We start from the raw sequence: 17,924 nt of genomic DNA, 5'->3' as shown, positions 1-17,924 counted from the left end.
GTTTTTTATCTTTTCAGATTATTTTACTGTTGCAGTGCTTGTGATCAATTCAACAGCTTTTTTAATTGTGATATCGTGTTTCAACATGTCAGCTGAAAGCAAGCTTTGTACTTGGGCAACTTCCATGTTGTAATCTGCAGCCAATTGCTCGATTTCTTTTTGGATTTCTTCTTCAGTAGCGTCAAATCCTTCAGCTTTCGCAACTGCTTCGATAACAAGGTTAGTCTTCGTACGTGACTCAGCTTCTGCTTCGTATTGTTTGTGAAGGTCTTCTTGAGTAGTTCCAGTGATTTGGAAGTACATGTCAGGGTTGATACCTTGACGTTGCAAGTTTCCAAGGAATTCATTTACTGAACGGTGAACTTCTTCGTGAATCATTTCTTCTGGAAGGTCAACGATTTCAGCGTTTTCTACAGCTTTATCGATTGCAGCACCTTCAACAGCATCAGTGTATGCTTCTTCTTTAGCAGCAGCTAATTCTTTGCGGTATTTTTCTTTCAATTCAACAAGAGTTTCAACTTCTTCGTCGATATCTTTTGCAAGTTCATCGTCAAGAGCTGGAACTTCTTTAGCTTTAACTTCGTGGATAGTTGTTACGAATTTAGCTTCTTTACCTGCAAGGTCTTCTGCTTGGTAGTCTTCTGGGAATGTTACGATAACGTCAACAGTTTCACCAGCTGAATGTCCAACTAATTGGTCTTCGAAACCAGGGATAAATTGACCTGAACCAAGTCCAAGTGAGAAGTTTTCACCTTTTCCGCCGTCAAATTCAACACCGTCGATAGAACCAACAAAGTCAATAACAACAGTGTCGCCGTTTTCAGCAGCACCTTCTTTGATCACCAATTCAGCCAAGTTATTGCGTTCACGTTCGATACGCTCTTCAACATCAGCGTCCGTTACTTCTTTATCTACATCAACTGATACTTCAAGGTTTTTGTATTCACCCAATTTAACCTCAGGTTTTGTAACAACTTCAGCAGTGATAACCCAATCTTGACCTTTTTCCATAGAAGTTACGTCGATTTTTGGTTGAGCAACTACTTCAAGACCAGCTTCTTTAACAGCTGCTTCATAAGCGTCTGGTAAAAGAGCGTTCATTGCATCTTGGTAAAGTGCTTCCTCACCAAATTTTTGGTCGAAGATAGGACGTGGAAGGTGACCTTTACGGAAACCTGGAACGTTAAGAGTTTTCTTTACTGAGTTAAATACACGGTCCAATTCTGGTTTGATTTGGTCTTGAGAGATAGTGAAAGTCAAGACACCACGGTTTGTTTCTTTGTTTTCAAATGATACAGACATTCTGTCATTTCTCCTTAAAATTTTTAATACAGTCCATTATACCACATAGTAGCGAACTTTTTCAAGTAATGGATGCGCTTTTCGTCCATGCTTCAATTACATCCTATATCCCTTAAAATTCATCAGAAGCCACCAAATGATGTTGAAAAGCATAAACTGCTGCCTGGGTACGATCACTGACCTCAAGTTTGGCTAGGATATTGGAGACATGGGTCTTGACTGTCTTTAGGGAGATAAAGAGCTCATCTGCAATGCGCTGATTTTCATAACCCTTGGCAATCAGTTGAAGGACATCGCGTTCACGCGCAGTTAATTCTTCGTGAAGTTCCATATGATTGCGGTGGTATTCTACTTTCTTACTCACCTCTTGTTCGATAGCTAGCTCTCCAGCTGCCACCTTTTGAACAGCATGAAATAATTCATCAGCACTTGACGTCTTAAGCATATAGCCTCTGGCCCCAGCATTCAAGACCGGCATGATTTTTTCATTGTCTAAATAAGAAGACACAATCAAAATTTTAGCCTCCGGCCATTCTTTGAGAATAGCTAGAGTTGCATCAATTCCGTTGACTTCAGGCATAACAATATCCATGACGATCACATCTGGACGAAGCTCCAAGGCCATGGAAATCCCTTCGGCTCCATTAGTTGCTTCTCCGACAACTTCTACATCATCTTGTAGTTCAAAATAACTTTTTAAACCAAGTCGCACCATTTGGTGGTCATCTACTAATAATAGTTTCATTTTATTTCCTTTTGTTAGTCAATCAAGCAAGGGGATCCGAATATCCACTGCCAAACCCTGCTTCGGTGCTGTTAATAGTTGTATGCTCCCTGCCATATCTTCCACTCGTTCTTTGATATTGCGTAGTCCATAGCTTAGTTCATCAACATCATCTAACTGAAAACCGCGACCGTTGTCCACTACTTTCAACTGTAATTCTGTTTCATTCTGATAAAGATAAACATCTAGACAAGAAGCTTGGGCATGACGGAGAGTATTACTAATCAATTCTTGGACGATACGAAAGACATGCTCCTCAATCTTTTTAGGCAATTCGTCTACCTGATATTTAAAACTGACTTTGAGTTCACTTTTTTCTTCCAATTCTTTGAGAAGCAACTGAATCCCCTCAACCAGACTCTTTTGTTCCAGTTCTATCGGTCGTAAATGCAAGAGTAGAATACGTAAATCTCTTTGGGCTGTCTCCAAAATAGCTGTCACACTCTGGAGTTGTGTCTGCATCTTCTCTTTGTCTAATCTGGAAGCTTGTTGACTGAGTCCTGACAAAATCATATGGGCAGCAAAAATTTCTTGGCTAACCGTATCATGCAAGTCACGCGCGATTCGCTTGCGCTCCTTTTCAATAATCACTTCTTCCTTGACCAAGGCTTGATTGTCTGCTTTTTGAATGGCTTCTGTCAATAAACCAAGCTTGCCTGATAAGTTTCTAAAACTTGCGTCTAAATCAGCATCTCCAAGGCTTTTAATATCTTTACCAGTTAGTAGACGATTAAGATTTGCTTGGATTCTTCTTCTTGAAATTTCGTCAACCATTGTCCAAAACAAGACCAATAAAAAGGCTAGAGCAAGGCTAAACATCAAAGCTAGAAATAGGATTTTCTCTGTCTTTTCTAAATCTTGGAAGAGAGAAGTCCATTCCAAATCTAAGACCTTAAAAATGCTTCGAAATAGAAAAGCAACAAAGAGAAAAGAGGTGACACCAATTAAAATATAGGGTTGCTTTTTCATTCTCTCACCACCTCAACATCTCCAACCATAGTTGTCAAAAGAATCTTAACACTCTTGGGACTCTTGAGATAATCTCTGGTTTCTTGATGAAATTGCTCATTACGCAAAGCACGTTTAGGCTGGTCAAAAAAGGTTAAATCTCCGTACAGAGAATTGACACTTAGACTGACTTCAACATCCACTGGTACGATAATCCTAGTCGTACCGACCAGTTTTCTCAAGATGATGACATTATCATGATTGCTCAAAATCACGTGCTCTAGATGAATGGTATCCTTTCCCATAAGGCGAAAGAGATTGATATCATCAAAACGACAAGTCTGGTAACTTGAAAAATGATGGAGATTCCCAAACCAGCGATTTTTCTCCCTCTTTACCGTCACTACTTCTTCAAAAAACAGATTGGTATCTTCTCTTTCCTGGTTCATCATAGGGTAAAGCAGGAACAGGCTGTATATCAAGGCCACAAAGATGGCTAAAATGACAAAGGGATTGAGCATGATGATAAAGAAAAATAAGATGCTCACCGCCACTAAAATAAAGTTATTTCCCTGTTTTCCAGTATAATATCGAATCAGCAGTAAAAACAAGAGCAACATCAGTAGAAAACGGGAAAAATGCTCTGATACCATCATAATCAGAGCTCCTGTTAATAAACAAGCTTCAATAAATAGAAAAATTTGAAATTTTCGCATGTATCCGTCCTCTCTATTTAATTGTATCACAAATCCCAAAAGTCACATCCGTCTGAGGAATGATAAAGAGGTCGGGACTAAAATCCCGACCTCTTTCTTTACATTTGGTCTTTTGCTTCTTTTAATTTTCCATATAGAAGATAGTCGACCTCTTGCAAATCCTCAATTTTTTTACAATTAAGGGCACACATAATCAAGCGTAGGTCTTCCTTCCAGCTTTCAATAATGGAAATAACGACATCAACAGAGTAATTTTCAACCAGCTCTAACATAGTGCGTGATAGACCAACTGCCTTGGCTCCAAACACTAAGCATTTGATGATATCTAGTGGATTGCGAACTCCTCCACTAACCAAAAGTTCCATCTTGTCTTTCCAGTCTTGGGCATTCAGAAGAGCTTGCATGGTCGATTGACCCCAATCATTGAGGTAGTCACGTTGACCACTGCGACGGTTTTCGATATAGGCAAAGCTGGTTCCCCCACGACCAGACAAATCAACGGTTCGTATTCCCATCTCATAAGCCTTAGCAATGGTTTTCACATCCATACCAAAGCCGACTTCTTTTAAAACAAGTGGCATAGAGATTTGCTCAGCATAATCTTTCAGATTATGTTGCCACAATCTAAATTGACGTTCACCCTCTGGCATGAGCAATTCCTGCATGACATTAACATGAATTTGCAAGAGGAGGGGATTCATCTCTTTCACTGTTTGTAATCCTAGTTCTACAGGTTTGTCTAAGCCAATATTGGTTCCAAGAAGGAGGTCAGGGTAACTAGTTTTGACTGAAAAAGAGTCATCTGAAGGATCCTTAAGAGCAGCACTGTAGGAACCTGTTACAAATAAAATCCCACAGGCTTCAGCCACCTGAGCCAATTTTTGATTGATTTCTCTCCCCTTATCGCTTCCACCCGTCATGGCATTGATATAAAAGGGGAAATCCCATTTTCGCCCTGCAAATTCTGTCGAAAGATCAATTTCATCTAAGTCATATAAGGGTAGCGAAGAATGAATCAGTTCAACTTCATCAAAACTATTATAAGAACTGTTTTGTTCAAGGGCATAGCGGATGTGTTCATCCTTCCGATTTGTCGTCATGTTCCATCCTTTCTTGATACAAGAGCTCAATTCCTAAATCAGCCCAGCGTTTTTTCAGTAATGTGGTCGAATCTTGGTCAAAACTAAGTGCTATCCCACAGTCTCCACCACCAGCACCACTGCTCTTAGCAACAGCTTTCAAATCTCGGCTGGCATTTTTTAGTTGTCTGAGCGAAGGTGTGTAAATGTCTGAACTCAAGCCTTCTAAAAGTTGGCTGGCTTGTTCCAGCAAGTCAATAATGGTTTCTTCTTGACCTACCTCCAAAGCCTTTACCAAGTTAGCTACTGTTTCTTTTGAAGCCTGTAAAAAGCTAGAGTTCATATTATCCTTGATTTGCTTGACCATATAACTTGATACAGCCACTTCCTTGGTCCAACCAACCAGAAAATCAAATTTCAAGACCGGTTCAACACTCCTAATAGAAAAGCCCCAATCACGGTCTAATACAGCCTGCAAATCTTCCTTTTCTAGCCATTGTGCCACTTTCTCGCGGTCAAATGACTGATAGAGGACGAGGTTTTCTGATACGATACAGGCAATGTCCCCCATAGAGCCATTATCTCCTCGTTTGAGAAGGACTGCACTCGCCAATTTAAACAAGAGTTCTCTATCAGCTAATCTTTCATAGAAGGCAAGCATGGCCTTGATGACCAAAACAACCACACTGCCACTAGAACCCAAGCCGAATTTCTTCCCCTCACGCTCCATTTTCCCACGAATCTCTAAAGAAAAAGGATGCAGTTCAACTCCTTGGGCAGTTAGATACTCCTCCACCAAGGCAACTGTTTCTTGAATCAAGGTATAAGAAGAATCCGGTCGCAAGTCTACACTATAGGAAAACATATCTGAGTAGAGTCTATAATCATTAGACGCTTTAATATCAGCCGTCATATAGATGGGAATAGCCTTAATTAAGGCTAATTGACCTGGTTCTAAAATGGCATACTCCCCAGCCCAATAGAGCTTCCCACAAGTCTTAACAATCGTCATCTTGGCTCAAATCCTTTGTTTTTGAAACGATTAAGCGATAGCGTTGACCTAAAAGTTCTGACAAATGTTCCAAGTCCTCTTCCAAGCAAAGAACCTTGACATTAGGTCCTGCGTCCATGGTAAAGTAGCAAGATTCTCCTTGTTCTCTAAGCTGACGAACAAAATCCATAGCCTCATAACTAGCATCTGTCAGATAAGAGAAGGAGGGAGTGGCTGTCTTTGTCGTAGCGTGCATAGCCAAGGCGTTTTTCTCTGTTAATTCTCCAACTTTCTTAAAGTCATTTTCCTTGAGGTAGACCAACATATCCTTGTAATCCTGTTCAGATTGACGAACCCACTCATCAAAAGTCGTAGAAGTTTCGACACAGAGCTTCATACCATCTCTACTGGAAATTGGTTTTTTCTGGTCTTCCAAGACCAACATAATCATAGCTAGTTTCAAGTCAGTTTCGACAGGATAAATCTCTCCACTATCCTTGTCCCAGGCTGCCAAGGGGCCATAAAAACTACGAGATGAAGAACCCGATGCAAACTTAGCTTCCAAGGCCAATTCTCTGCGATTCAGCCCAAATTGGAAATAGGCGTTACAAGCTTTGACCAAGGCAGATAAACCACTGGAACTTGAAGAAAGGCCTGCTGCTGTTGGCATATTGTTCTTAGTATCGATACGAACAAACCCTGCTCCTTCAGGACGGTAGCGGTCAATGATTTTACTCATCTTGGCATGCTCAGCTTCGTTTTGCAACTGACCATTGATGTAAAAGGCATCCGCCTTTGCATCTGCTGGTAAAGGAGAAAGTGTCGTCTCCGTATACATATTTTCTAAGGTTAGAGAGATACTGCTAGTCGCAGGAACCATCTCTTTTTCTGCTTTCTTTCCCCAATATTTAATAATAGCAATATTGGCATAGGAACGTACTGTTACAGGCTTTCGATCCATGTCTGAACAGCTCCTTTCTCTTCTAATCTTTCAGCTAAATCTTGAGCTTGGTGATAGTCGGCTACTAAGGCTATGATACAGCCACCTAAACCACCACCACTCATCTTAGCACCTAAAGCACCATGTTGAAGAGCAGTTTCAACCAAGGCATCAGCCTCAAGGCTACTAACTCCTATTTCTTTTAGATTTCCATGTGCTTTTGTTAAAATCTCTCCCAGCATCACGGCATCTCTTGCCTTTATTGCTTCTTCTGCTTGCTGGGTCAACTCTCCAAGTGCATACAAGAAAGGTAAAGCTTCCTTACCCTTGCTCTCTACAACTTGAATAGCTTCACGAGTGTGTCCATAGACTCCTGTATCTGCAATGACCAGATAAGCTGACAAGTCCATGGCTAGTTCTTCAAAACCAACATTCTTGATAAAACGAATAGGCTGGTCACTAAGACAGGTCTTGGCATCCAATCCACTAGGATTCATATGCGCAATCATCTCAGCGCGATTGACCAGAATTTCTAACACATCGTGTGGAAGTTCTGCTTGGTAATAATCAAATACCGCGCGAATAGCCGCAATACTAATGGCTGCCGAAGAACCCATTCCACGTTTTTCTGGAATAGCAGAGTCAATTTGGCAACGGATGTAAGCATCTTTGATATTCAGATACTCGAGGGAAGCATAAACTGCCATGGACAAGGTGTCCTCTTCAAAAAGACGCCATGGTGTCGTTGCCGGTACAACCCGACAGGTCACTTCAACCTCTAAAAGAGGCAAAGAGATGGCTGGATAGCCGTAAACGACTGCATGCTCTCCTATTAAAATAATTTTACTATGTGCCTGACCGACACCAACTTCTTTTGTCATTTAATCCTACTATCAGACGAAAAGCGTCTGTTTCTAGATAAAATTTTAGAACTTTATTCCTTTCTATTTTATTATATTTTCACAAAAAAAGCGATTGTTTCCTTCACAATCGCTTGTTTTCATTACTGAATCCACTCGCCATTATAGTTGACGTAGTAGCCACCTACTGTAGTATTCACAGCTAGGGCACCTGAACTATAGGCATAGTACCATTTCCCATTAACTTGGAACCAGCCTGTCTTCATATCGCCATTGCTTGCATTGAGGTAGTACCAAGTTGAGCCGTCTTGAAGCCAGCCTGTCGCCATAGCTCCTGATGAACGAAGGTAGTACCAATCGCCATTGATAGAAGTCCAACCTGTCATCATATCACCGTTTTGGTCATCTAGGTAATACCAAGTGGAACCTTCTTGATACCAGCCAGTTGCCATAGCACCTGAAGAACGGAGATAGTACCACTTGTTACCAAGATATTGCCAACCCGTTTGCATTGCAGCAGTTGTTGGATCTAGATAGTACCATGGAGCAGCTTTTAGCTTATCTTCATCATATGTAAGAGGAAAATCCTTAACCCAACCACGTGCTAGCTCCCCAACAGTCAATCTGTTGATGCGAGAATCAAAGCCACCATCCTTCTGTAAATAATACCAGTGCCCCTCATCATGAACCCAACCGGTTTTTAAGGTGTGATAACTTCTTTGGTCTTCAAAATAGTAGACTCGTTTCTCTGCTGGACTATCATATTGTTCCCCATGATGCTTGTTGACATTTGTAGCTGTTTTTGCTTCTAAAACTTGCTTACCAACAAATTCTTGTAGCACCCCATCTTGACCAAAGTAAAACCAATCTGGTCTAAAAGCAATATCTTGCCTTATAGAAGAACCAATCGTAACCCCTTCGTGTGGAGCAGGTATATATTGCCAGCCGACAACCATCTCTCCAGATAAAGGATCAAAATAATAGTACTTACCATCAATCACTCGCCAGTAGGTTTCTTTGAGTTCCCCCTTCTTGTAGTAGGTTCTACCATTTTCTTGGACAAATTGCCAACCTTCTGAATCAGTGACATCTGCTAATACTGTACTAGTTGCTAATAGACTAAAGAAAAATACTGCTAGTCCACCTTGCATCATTTTTTTCAAAAATTTCATTCTTGCTTCCTCCAAAATGATTGTAGCAAAGACTGAACTATATGTCAATATATAATGATTTCAAAAAAGCAGTTACACAAGGTAACTGCTTTTCTATTCTTGCATGGTATAACCCACACCACGCACGGTTTTAATGTAACTTTTTTGACCTTTTACGTCAAGTTTGCTACGTAGATAACGGATATAAACATCCACGATATTGGTTTCGGTCGCACTTTCGTACTTCCAAACACTTTCCAGCAACTGCTCTCGAGTTAAAACTTTCTTGCTTCCCATAAGGGTAGCCAAAAGGTCATATTCACGACGTGTGAGGGCGATCATTTCCTCACCACGATAGACAGTATGATGTTCTACGTCCATACGCAGATTGCGATAGGATGTCGGAACCTTCATTTGACTACAGTGTTGGTCGATAAAATCCCGACCTCGGAAAATTGCTGCAATACGAGCCACCAAATCATCAATAATGACTGGCTTGTAGATATATGAAACAGCGAAACGCTGGATTGTTTCAAGTTGGTCTTGCAATTCTTCTCGATGATCCAAGACTATAATAACCGAAGCTGGCTTAGTCCGACTCAACTGTTCTGCAAAACCCTGGGCTGTCATATCCCCTAGATGAGCATTCAGTAAAATCAAGTCATAGTCAGTCTGAAGAGCCATGGAGAGGGCTTTTTGACCCTCTTCTACCTGATCAACTCGGTATTGCTCTTTTTGGAGTTCCAGACTTAAAAAATGAGCTAGATTTCTTTCTTTCTCAAGTAATAAAATCCGTTTCCCCATGGCTGACCTACTTATTTTTCGTCATACCAAGAGTAGTGGAATGTTCCTTCTTTGTCTTTACGTTGGTATGTGTGGGCACCAAAGTAATCACGTTGTGCTTGGATCAAGTTTGCTGGAAGGTCAGCTGAGCGGTAGCTATCAAAGTAAGTGATGGCAGCTGAGAAGGTTGGTACTGGTACACCTGCTTGAACAGCAAGAGCTACGATATCACGAACTGATTGTTGGTACTTAGCTGTTACATCCAAGAAGTACTCATCCAAAAGAAGGTTAGCAAGGTCTGCATCACGGTTGTAAGCATCTGTAATCTTTTGCAAGAAACGAGAACGGATGATACATCCATCGCGCCAGATAGATGCGATATCTGCAAATGGCAAGTTCCAGTTATTTTCTTTAGAAGCTACACGCAATTGCGCAAAACCTTGTGCGTAAGAGATGATTTTTGAGAAGTAAAGGGCTTGACGGATTTTTTCGATCAACTCAGCCTTGTCTCCTTCAAATTTGAAAGCAGCTGGTTTTGGAAGCACCTTGCTAGCGTGTACACGTTCTTCTTTATAAGTTGAAATGTAGCGCGCAAATACTGACTCAGTAATCAGTGACAATGGCACACCAAGGTCAAGAGCTGATTGGCTAGTCCATTTACCTGTTCCCTTGTTTCCTGCAGCATCCAAGATGTAGTCTACGATTGGTCCATCTTGACCTTCATCATCTTTACGGCTCAAGATATCAGCTGTGATTTCAATCAAGTAGCTGTCCAATTCACCCTTGTTCCACTCAGAGAAGATTTCAGACATATCCTCTGCAGAAAGGCCAAGCAAGTGTTGCATCAAGTCATAGCTTTCTGCAATCAATTGCATATCACCGTACTCGATACCATTGTGGACCATTTTCACATAGTGACCAGCTCCATCAGGACCGATGTAAGTCACACATGGTTTACCATCTTCTGGTGCTTTTGCAGAGATTTCTTCAAGAACATCTGCTACCAATTCATAAGCTTCTTTTTGTCCACCAGGCATGATAGAAGGACCTTCAAGGGCACCTTTTTCACCACCAGAAACACCTGTACCAATGAAGTTGATACCAGAGTTCGCCAATTCTTCGTTACGACGGATAGTATCTTTGTAGAAAGTATTTCCTCCATCAATCAAGATATCGCCTTTGTCCAAGTGTGGAAGAAGGGCTTGGATCGTTGCGTCTGTACCAGGTCCTGCTTGAACCATGAGCATAATACGACGTGGTTTTTCAATTGAGTTTACGAAGCTTTCGATATCATAGCTTGGCACAAAGTTCTTTTCAGGATGGCAAGCAACAACATCTTCTGTTTTTTCTTTACTACGGTTATAGATAGCAACTGTGTATCCACGAGATTCAATATTAAGGGCAAGGTTACGACCCATTACGGCCATACCAACAACACCAAAGTTTGCTTTTGTCATGTGACACTCCTCTTATTTAATATGTTTTATTTTATCACGTTTATCTGTGAAAAGAAAGAATTTTATAACAATTTGACTAGTAGTCCAAATCATCCGCATGGCCAGAACCATTCCCAACAAAGTAACCTGTCTTACAGTTAAGGGTGAAGAGATAAGTTCCATCTGGTTTGTAAAGATTATAATAACCATTGCCATTAACGATATTTACAGGTTCCAAGATATATTGGTTTCCAGTGATATATCCACGTGCACGGGATGTCTCAAGTATTCGTTCAAGGACACCATCCGCAAAGGTCCAGGCAGGATTACTACTATCACTTACAGCAGATTGATTATACGGTACTCGACTGACACTTCTTTGCAAATTAACACCTTCGCTTGACAAGCCACTATTAGTAGATGCCGCAGTATCACTTGTTGAAGTAGATGGACTGCTTTCTGTCGTTGGGCTTGACGCTTCCTGGCTTGCTGCTGTTGTCGAAGCTGTTGTTGTACTTGCTAATTGACTCTTACCAAGGCTGATTGCTTTATCTAGAAGTTTATCAATTTCTGTATTACCAGTCTTGATATCTGTAAATTTAGCATCCGCTTTGATTTTTGCATTTGTATCCAAAACACCATCTGTAATAGCTGGAGTTTCAAATTGAGCATTCACTTCTTGGATAGCTTTTATTTGGGTTTCTAAGCTATCGTATTTTGACTTGGCAAGAGTGTATTCTCTCGCTCCCTCAAGTTTGTCTAGAAGTTCCTTCAATTGATTCAGTTGACTAAACTGGCTGTTTTTAAGAGCTGTTTTGTTTTCATCAGTATAAAACGTGTCGTAGAGCGTATTAAATTGTTCATAGACTGACTGATTGCTTACCAAGCCTGAATCTGTCGCCTTCGTTTGAAGCTCTTGAGAAGAACGCGTAATCTGACGATAAACGTAATAGCCACCTCCAAAAATTAAGAGGATTACTAAAATAATAGCTGACAAAATTGCCCATTTCTTTTTATTTTGTGGTTCATCATCTGCTTGAGCAGAACGAGATAAGGGTTGAAGTTGATCTTCATTTCCCTCATAAACCACTGCAACTTCGGAGTTATCAACCTCAGCCATTTCCACAGCTTCCAATTCATCCTTAAAAGGTTGCTCGAGAACTCTCGTTTCCTCTTCTTCGGCTTCTTGGGCAACGATTTCAGTTGTATCTGTGGCTACTGCAAGAGCAATTGCTTCCTCTTCCGGACTTAACACATTTTCTTGTTCAGTAGTTTCTCTCACTTCTTGGATCATATCATCCAAGCTTTGAGTAGACTCCTCTTTTTTCGTTTGTAAATTTTCAAATTTGTCTGCTTCGATTTCTTCACGGTGTTGCTTGATATATTTATCTAAGATAGTATCATCTGGAGTCACACCTGCTTCAACCTCTTCGTTCTTACGAATAGCCTGACCAACCGTTAAATCTTTAGCTTCTTCAAATTCAAATTTAGATTCTTGCTCATCCTTGTGATGGCGATTGCGTCTTTTCTCACTCATTTGCATTCCTTTCTATTTCGACATCTTGTCTTTTCACTCGTTGACCAAAATATTGATATAAATCAACTTTCAAAGTACCATTATAGAGTTTCCGTTTTTTATCAGCCTGACCACCAAATTTACTTTCAAAAGCTTCATCACTGGTCAGGATAAATTTACTCCAGGTTTTGAGTGGAGCAAATACGTCTCCCATCTCAGCATAGAGCTTGGTTACTCCTGCATCATCTGATAAGCGTTCCCCATATGGTGGATTCGAAATAATAACTCCATTAATCTTATCTGTTCGCAAATCCTGCACGCGCATCTGCTTAAAGTGGATATCCTTAGAAACCCCCGCAGCCTGAGCATTTGCCTTAGCAATTTCCACCATGCGGCCATCGATATCACAGCCCATGATGTCTAGCTCAATCTCACGATTAATCTTCTTGCTAGCTTCCGTACGAGTTTCTTGAATCAAACGATCACTAACCCAATTCCATTCTTCGAAAGCAAAGGAGCGGCGTAAGCCTGGCGCCATATTACGAGCAATCATAGCTGCCTCAATACAGAAGGTTCCTGAACCACAGGTTGGATCAATCAAAGGTTTATCTGGATACCAGTTTGATAATTGCAGAATTGCTGCTGCCATGTTCTCTTTAATAGGAGCACCACCTTTTTCAGTACGATAACCTCGTTTGAAAAGACTAGAGCCACTTGTGTCAATCATGATAGTCGCAACATCTTTAAGAATTGAAACCTCTATTTTAAACTCTGGACCATTTTCCATCAGCGGAACACCTTCTGGTCGAGCATAATGTTTCTGCAATTTCTTGACAACTGCCTTTTTAGAAATAGCTTGAACACTGGGTTCATTATGAAGTTTTGATTTGACACACTTAGCCTTAGAGATTGGGAAACGCGCTCCGAGTGGAAGATAGTTTTCCCAATCTAAGGCAAAAACTCCTTGAAAAAGTTCTTCAAATGTTTTAGCGGGAAAAGTCCCAACAACAATCTTAATCCTATCTGCAGCTCTTAGCCACAAATTAGTTTCAATAATTGCCTTTACATCCCCTTCAAAGCGAACGCGACCATTCTCAACTTGACAATCATAGCCAAGTGCACGTACTTCACGACCTACAACAGCCTCTAAACCCGCTGCAGCAGTCGCTATTATATTAAATGTTTGTTTCATGTCAGTCTTTAAAGACCTTTCTCTTGTTCACCTTTAAAAAATGAGGTTGAGAAAATTTCTCAGCCCCAACCTATATGCAATTTTCTATAAGCCATGTTTTGTTCCAGAAGTGACTAGGACCACTTCTTTCGATAATCATCTGTCTACCACTAACAGCTAGAAGCTGCTAGCAGTCAGAGTACTACGTTCGTTTCCGCGCACTCCATGCCCCGACCAAAATTTGGGTTGCTAGCTTGAGGGGTTTACCGCGTTCCACTCTCTCTGTTTCCAGAAAGACTACGTCACTGTGGCACTTTCAGAGCTACTAAAACATATCCGAAAACTTAGTCTCTTCACTCGCCGTAACGATCTCTCGTCCCTAGGCTTATGGTTTCGCCTAGCACAAACACTACAGGCATCACAGCCTGTGCTAGCATGGACTTTCCTCATGAAAAGATAAACTTTCCACGCGATTATCCAAAAATTGCACTACTGAATGATTCTTAGAAATCTGAGTTTTCTACGATTTGTTTACCAAATACTTCTTTTTCAAGACGATTCAAGCGTTTCAAGATATCAAAGTTAGTCATAGAAGTCGTACTTCCAAGCTCAGCAGGTTCAGACGTTACAGATACAGGTGCCGCCTGAGGTTTGTTCGCCAATTCTTCTTTCAATTCTGCGACTTCCAAGCGTAGTGATTTAACCAACGCTGCATAGGTTTCATAATCCTTGATAACATCATCTAAGAATTCATCTACCTCTGCTTTACTGTATCCACGTACTTCTCTTCCGAAATCCTGCTCAAAAATATCCTTTGCTGTAAAAATAATACTTGCCATGTCTCTCTCCATTCTCAGTTACTAGTATTATTATATAAAAAAAGGCAAACAAAAAGCAAGGTCAAAGCCTCAATTTTCGGAAAAATTTTCTGCTATTTCGTTTAAATCCTCAAATGTTAATCTTTTTGTCATATAGTTGTCTTTCTTTTTCATCAGTTCGTAAAAAAATCTCAGTTTTGTTTCATTTTCTTCATCATAAAAAAGATAGGCTCCATCTGTATTTTCAAGTAAGAAAAGTTGATAATCTCGTAATTGACCCTTGTGTTCATAGTTCGGATAGGCGTATTTAACAAAATCAACTTGTTTAAATCCACTAAGTTTGACCCGATTCCCCTCATTCCAGTTTTCCCCATGAGTCTCAAAATCAAAGATAGTCGCAAGTTGGAAACCAAAGTCATCTTTCATATCTCTGGCCACCTCCAAAACCCAGTGTTCAAATCCCAGGGTTCCCGTAAACACCAACCATTTCAATCCTTCGTCAGCCATTTTTTCCAAATCTCTACGAATGGCTTTTTTAATAATTTTTAAACGAATATCTTTGTCATTAAACAATCCTAAATCAAAGCTAGAATAGCCTAAAACCAAGGCTGTATGCATTTTTTCACCCTTTCTGTTGACCTTTGTGGTATAATAGAGTGATGTTATTGTACCAATAAGGAGGACTATGGTCAACTATCCACATAAACTTTCATCTAAACAAAGTAAAACTTCTCTACCTCAAACTAAAAATTTCGCAAATCGAGGTATGAGCTTTGAAAAGATGATTAATGCTACCAATGACTACTATCTATCACATGGAGTAGCAGTTATTCATAAAAAGCCAACCCCAGTTCAGATTGTTCGGGTCGACTACCCTCAACGAAGTCGCGCTAAAATTGTTGAAGCTTATTTTAGACAAGCTTCAACTACTGACTACTCGGGTGTTTATGAAGGATTTTACATTGATTTCGAAGCAAAGGAAACCAGACAAAAAAATGCTTTCCCGATGAAGAACTTCCATTCTCATCAGATACAGCATATGGAACAGGTTCTTGAACAAAAAGGAATTTGCTTCGTCCTAATCCATTTTTCTTCTTATCAGGAAACATATTTATTACCGGCGATTGACCTTATCCGTTTTTATCAACAGGATATGGGAAAAAAATCAATGCCGCTTGATTATATTCGAGAGCATGGTTATGTGATTGAACAACAAGCCTTCCCTCAAATACCTTATCTCGATATCGTCAAACAACATTTACTAGGTGGTAAAACAATATGAACAAACAACTTATCTGGCGCATTGCTAAATATCTAGGAATTGGATTTTTAGCAGCCTTTATCGCTGCAATATTGATTGGTGGAAGTGTCTTCTTCTACTATGTATCTAAAGCACCAGAACTTTCTGAAAGCAAACTTGTCGCAACAACTTCAAGTAAAATTTACGACAGTAAAAACGAATTGATCGCTGACTTAGGAGCCGAGCGTCGTGTCAATGCTCAAAGCAATGAAGTTCCAATTGAATTGGTCAATGCAATTGTCTCTATCGAGGATCACCGTTTTTTTAACCATAGAGGAATCGATAGCATTCGAATAGCTGGAGCTTTCCTGCGAAACTTAACTAGTAGAGGTGGACTCCAAGGTGGTTCAACCTTGACGCAACAGTTGATAAAATTAACTTACTTTTCAACTTCTTCGTCAGACCAAACAATCTCACGTAAGGCCCAAGAAGCTTGGCTAGCTATTCAGTTAGAAAGAACTGCGACCAAGCAGGAAATTTTGACATATTACATCAATAAAGTATACATGTCAAATGGTAACTATGGGATGCAGACTGCTGCTCAAAATTACTATGGTAAAGATTTAAAAGACCTTTCTATTCCACAACTTGCTCTTCTAGCCGGAATGCCACAGGCTCCTAACCAATATGATCCTTATTCCCATCCAGAAGAAGCAACAGAACGTCGTAATCTAGTCCTATCAGAGATGCAAAAGCAAGGTTATTTAACAGCTGAGCAATATGAAACGGCTATAAACACACCTATCACTGATGGTTTACAAAGTCTTAAAGGAAGCAACTCCTACCCTCCATACTTAGACAATTACCTCAAAGAAGTGATTGAACAAGTTGAAACAGAGACAGGCTACAACCTTTTAACCACTGGAATGGATGTCTACACTAACGTAGACCAAGACGTTCAAAAACGACTTTGGGATGTATACAACACGGATGAATATGTAAACTATCCAGATGATGAAATCCAAGCAGCTTCTACCATTATTGATGTATCAAATGGTAAAGTTATTGCTCAACTCGGTTCTCGTCACCAAGCTAGTAACGTATCTTTCGGTATTAACCAAGCTGTTGAAACTAACCGTGACTGGGGTTCTACCATGAAACCAATCACAGACTATGCCCCTGCATTAGAGTATGACATTTATGACTCTACTGCCTACATGCTCAAGGATGTACCATATAACTTCCCAGGTACTAGCACCCCAGTCTACAACTGGGATCATGGTTATTATGGTAACATCACTCTTCAAACTGCTATCCAACAATCTCGTAACGTACCAGCCGTTGAAACTCTCGATAGAGTTGGACTCGATAAAGCCAAAAGATTCTTAAACGGACTTGGTATTGATTATCCAACCATGGTATATGCAAACGCAATTTCAAGTAATACGACGGAATCAGGTAAACAGTACGGTGCAAGTAGTGAAAAAATGGCTGCTGCCTATGCTGCATTTGCTAACGGTGGTATCTACCACAAACCAATGTATATCAATAAAGTTGTCTTTAGCGACGGTAGTTCAAAAGAGTTTTCTGATCAAGGTACTCGTGCTATGAAAGAAACAACCGCCTATATGATGACAGAAATGATGAAAACAGTATTATACTCTGGTACAGGTCGAGACGCTTATATTTCATGGCTTCCACAAGCAGGTAAAACTGGTACATCAAACTACACTGATGAAGAGATTGAAAACCACATTAAAACAAGTCAATTTGTTGCTCCGGATGAAATGTTTGTTGGTTATACCCGTAAATATTCAATGGCAGTCTGGACCGGTTACTCAAACCGCCTTACTCCAATCGTTGGTGATGGCTTTACTGTTGCCACTAGCATCTATCGTTCTATGATGCAATATCTAGCAGAGGACGATCACCCTGGTGATTGGACAATGCCAGAAGGACTTTATAGAAGCGGTGATTACGTCTTTAAGAATGGGGCACGTAGCAACTGGATTCCTCAAACTACCCAACAAGCTACAACAGAAGCTGCTACTACAACGACCGAAAATCCAACTTCAGTTGTTGAAACGACTAATCCAAATACCGCACAGAACCCAACTGCTCCAAATACAAATCAAAATCCTCAACAAAATCAAAATTCTCAAAGACAACAATAATCAATAAAAACCTAG

At 40.3% G+C, this 17,924-nt stretch carries 17 protein-coding genes and 1 other RNA gene; 2 read left to right on the top strand and 16 right to left on the bottom strand.

Features of this window, described 5'->3' with window-relative positions; genetic code table 11:
* Nucleotides 1-18: 18 nt before the first annotated feature.
* The 16 genes from tig to I1J71_RS05550 form a co-directional block, all read right to left on the bottom strand.
* Complete coding sequence (gene tig / locus I1J71_RS05625; RefSeq protein ID WP_195184034.1) at nt 19-1,302, bottom strand: trigger factor; 1,284 nt, start codon at nt 1,300-1,302, stop codon at nt 19-21.
* 112 nt (nt 1,303-1,414) lie between these two features.
* Nucleotides 1,415-2,047, bottom strand: a complete 633-nt coding sequence (locus tag I1J71_RS05620) for a response regulator transcription factor (protein WP_195184033.1) — start codon at nt 2,045-2,047, stop codon at nt 1,415-1,417.
* Between the two features lie 18 nt (nt 2,048-2,065).
* Nucleotides 2,066-3,055 (bottom strand): sensor histidine kinase, encoded by a 990-nt coding sequence (locus I1J71_RS05615; protein ID WP_195184032.1) that lies wholly within the window; start codon nt 3,053-3,055, stop codon nt 2,066-2,068.
* On the bottom strand, nt 3,052-3,750 hold the full coding sequence (liaF, locus tag I1J71_RS05610; protein WP_195184031.1) for a cell wall-active antibiotics response protein LiaF: 699 nt from the start codon (nt 3,748-3,750) through the stop codon (nt 3,052-3,054). Before liaF ends, I1J71_RS05615 begins: the two co-directional genes overlap by 4 nt.
* 98 nt (nt 3,751-3,848) lie before the next feature.
* The gene (fni, locus tag I1J71_RS05605) at nt 3,849-4,850 is read right to left on the bottom strand and encodes a type 2 isopentenyl-diphosphate Delta-isomerase (protein ID WP_195184030.1); all 1,002 of its coding nucleotides are present in this window, start codon (nt 4,848-4,850) and stop codon (nt 3,849-3,851) included.
* Complete coding sequence (locus I1J71_RS05600) at nt 4,828-5,841, bottom strand: phosphomevalonate kinase (protein WP_195184029.1); 1,014 nt, start codon at nt 5,839-5,841, stop codon at nt 4,828-4,830. Before I1J71_RS05600 ends, fni begins: the two co-directional genes overlap by 23 nt.
* The gene (mvaD, locus tag I1J71_RS05595; RefSeq protein WP_195184028.1) at nt 5,828-6,781 is read right to left on the bottom strand and encodes a diphosphomevalonate decarboxylase; all 954 of its coding nucleotides are present in this window, start codon (nt 6,779-6,781) and stop codon (nt 5,828-5,830) included. Before mvaD ends, I1J71_RS05600 begins: the two co-directional genes overlap by 14 nt.
* The gene (gene mvk, locus I1J71_RS05590; protein WP_195184027.1) at nt 6,763-7,641 is read right to left on the bottom strand and encodes a mevalonate kinase; all 879 of its coding nucleotides are present in this window, start codon (nt 7,639-7,641) and stop codon (nt 6,763-6,765) included. The genes mvaD and mvk overlap by 19 nt, the downstream gene beginning before the upstream one ends.
* Before the next feature lie 122 nt (nt 7,642-7,763).
* The gene (gene cbpF, locus I1J71_RS05585) at nt 7,764-8,792 is read right to left on the bottom strand and encodes a choline-binding protein CbpF (protein ID WP_195184026.1); all 1,029 of its coding nucleotides are present in this window, start codon (nt 8,790-8,792) and stop codon (nt 7,764-7,766) included.
* Nucleotides 8,793-8,885: 93 nt separating this feature from the next.
* Nucleotides 8,886-9,575: a response regulator transcription factor gene (locus I1J71_RS05580; protein ID WP_006147978.1), complete on the bottom strand. Its 690-nt coding sequence runs from the start codon at nt 9,573-9,575 to the stop codon at nt 8,886-8,888.
* 11 nt (nt 9,576-9,586) lie between these two features.
* Entirely contained in the window at nt 9,587-11,011 is a 1,425-nt protein-coding gene (gene gndA, locus I1J71_RS05575) for an NADP-dependent phosphogluconate dehydrogenase (protein ID WP_195184025.1), read from the bottom strand.
* 76 nt (nt 11,012-11,087) lie between these two features.
* Nucleotides 11,088-12,527: a cell division site-positioning protein MapZ gene (gene mapZ / locus I1J71_RS05570; RefSeq protein ID WP_195184024.1), complete on the bottom strand. Its 1,440-nt coding sequence runs from the start codon at nt 12,525-12,527 to the stop codon at nt 11,088-11,090.
* Nucleotides 12,520-13,698, bottom strand: coding sequence for a THUMP domain-containing class I SAM-dependent RNA methyltransferase (locus I1J71_RS05565; RefSeq protein ID WP_195184023.1), 1,179 nt, complete (start codon nt 13,696-13,698; stop codon nt 12,520-12,522). Before I1J71_RS05565 ends, mapZ begins: the two co-directional genes overlap by 8 nt.
* An 82-nt stretch (nt 13,699-13,780) precedes the next feature.
* Nucleotides 13,781-14,162: RNase P RNA component class B (gene rnpB, locus I1J71_RS05560), an RNA gene on the bottom strand.
* A gap of 18 nt (nt 14,163-14,180) precedes the next feature.
* Nucleotides 14,181-14,516: a cell division regulator GpsB gene (gene gpsB / locus I1J71_RS05555; RefSeq protein WP_324248683.1), complete on the bottom strand. Its 336-nt coding sequence runs from the start codon at nt 14,514-14,516 to the stop codon at nt 14,181-14,183.
* A 69-nt stretch (nt 14,517-14,585) separates the two neighbouring features.
* Nucleotides 14,586-15,113 (bottom strand): DUF1273 domain-containing protein, encoded by a 528-nt coding sequence (locus I1J71_RS05550; protein ID WP_195184021.1) that lies wholly within the window; start codon nt 15,111-15,113, stop codon nt 14,586-14,588.
* Nucleotides 15,114-15,180: 67 nt separating this feature from the next.
* Between I1J71_RS05550 and recU the strand changes: the two genes are divergently transcribed.
* Both recU and pbp1a read left to right on the top strand, forming a co-directional pair.
* Nucleotides 15,181-15,777, top strand: coding sequence for a Holliday junction resolvase RecU (gene recU / locus I1J71_RS05545; RefSeq protein ID WP_195184020.1), 597 nt, complete (start codon nt 15,181-15,183; stop codon nt 15,775-15,777).
* Nucleotides 15,774-17,909 (top strand): penicillin-binding protein PBP1A, encoded by a 2,136-nt coding sequence (gene pbp1a, locus I1J71_RS05540; protein WP_195184019.1) that lies wholly within the window; start codon nt 15,774-15,776, stop codon nt 17,907-17,909. The genes recU and pbp1a overlap by 4 nt, the downstream gene beginning before the upstream one ends.
* Nucleotides 17,910-17,924: the final 15 nt, after the last annotated feature.

Origin of the sequence: Streptococcus infantis (assembly GCF_015546995.1) — a bacterium.
In the GTDB taxonomy this organism is placed as follows: domain Bacteria; phylum Bacillota; class Bacilli; order Lactobacillales; family Streptococcaceae; genus Streptococcus; species Streptococcus infantis_J.
This window is presented reverse-complemented; position numbering and strand designations above follow the sequence as displayed.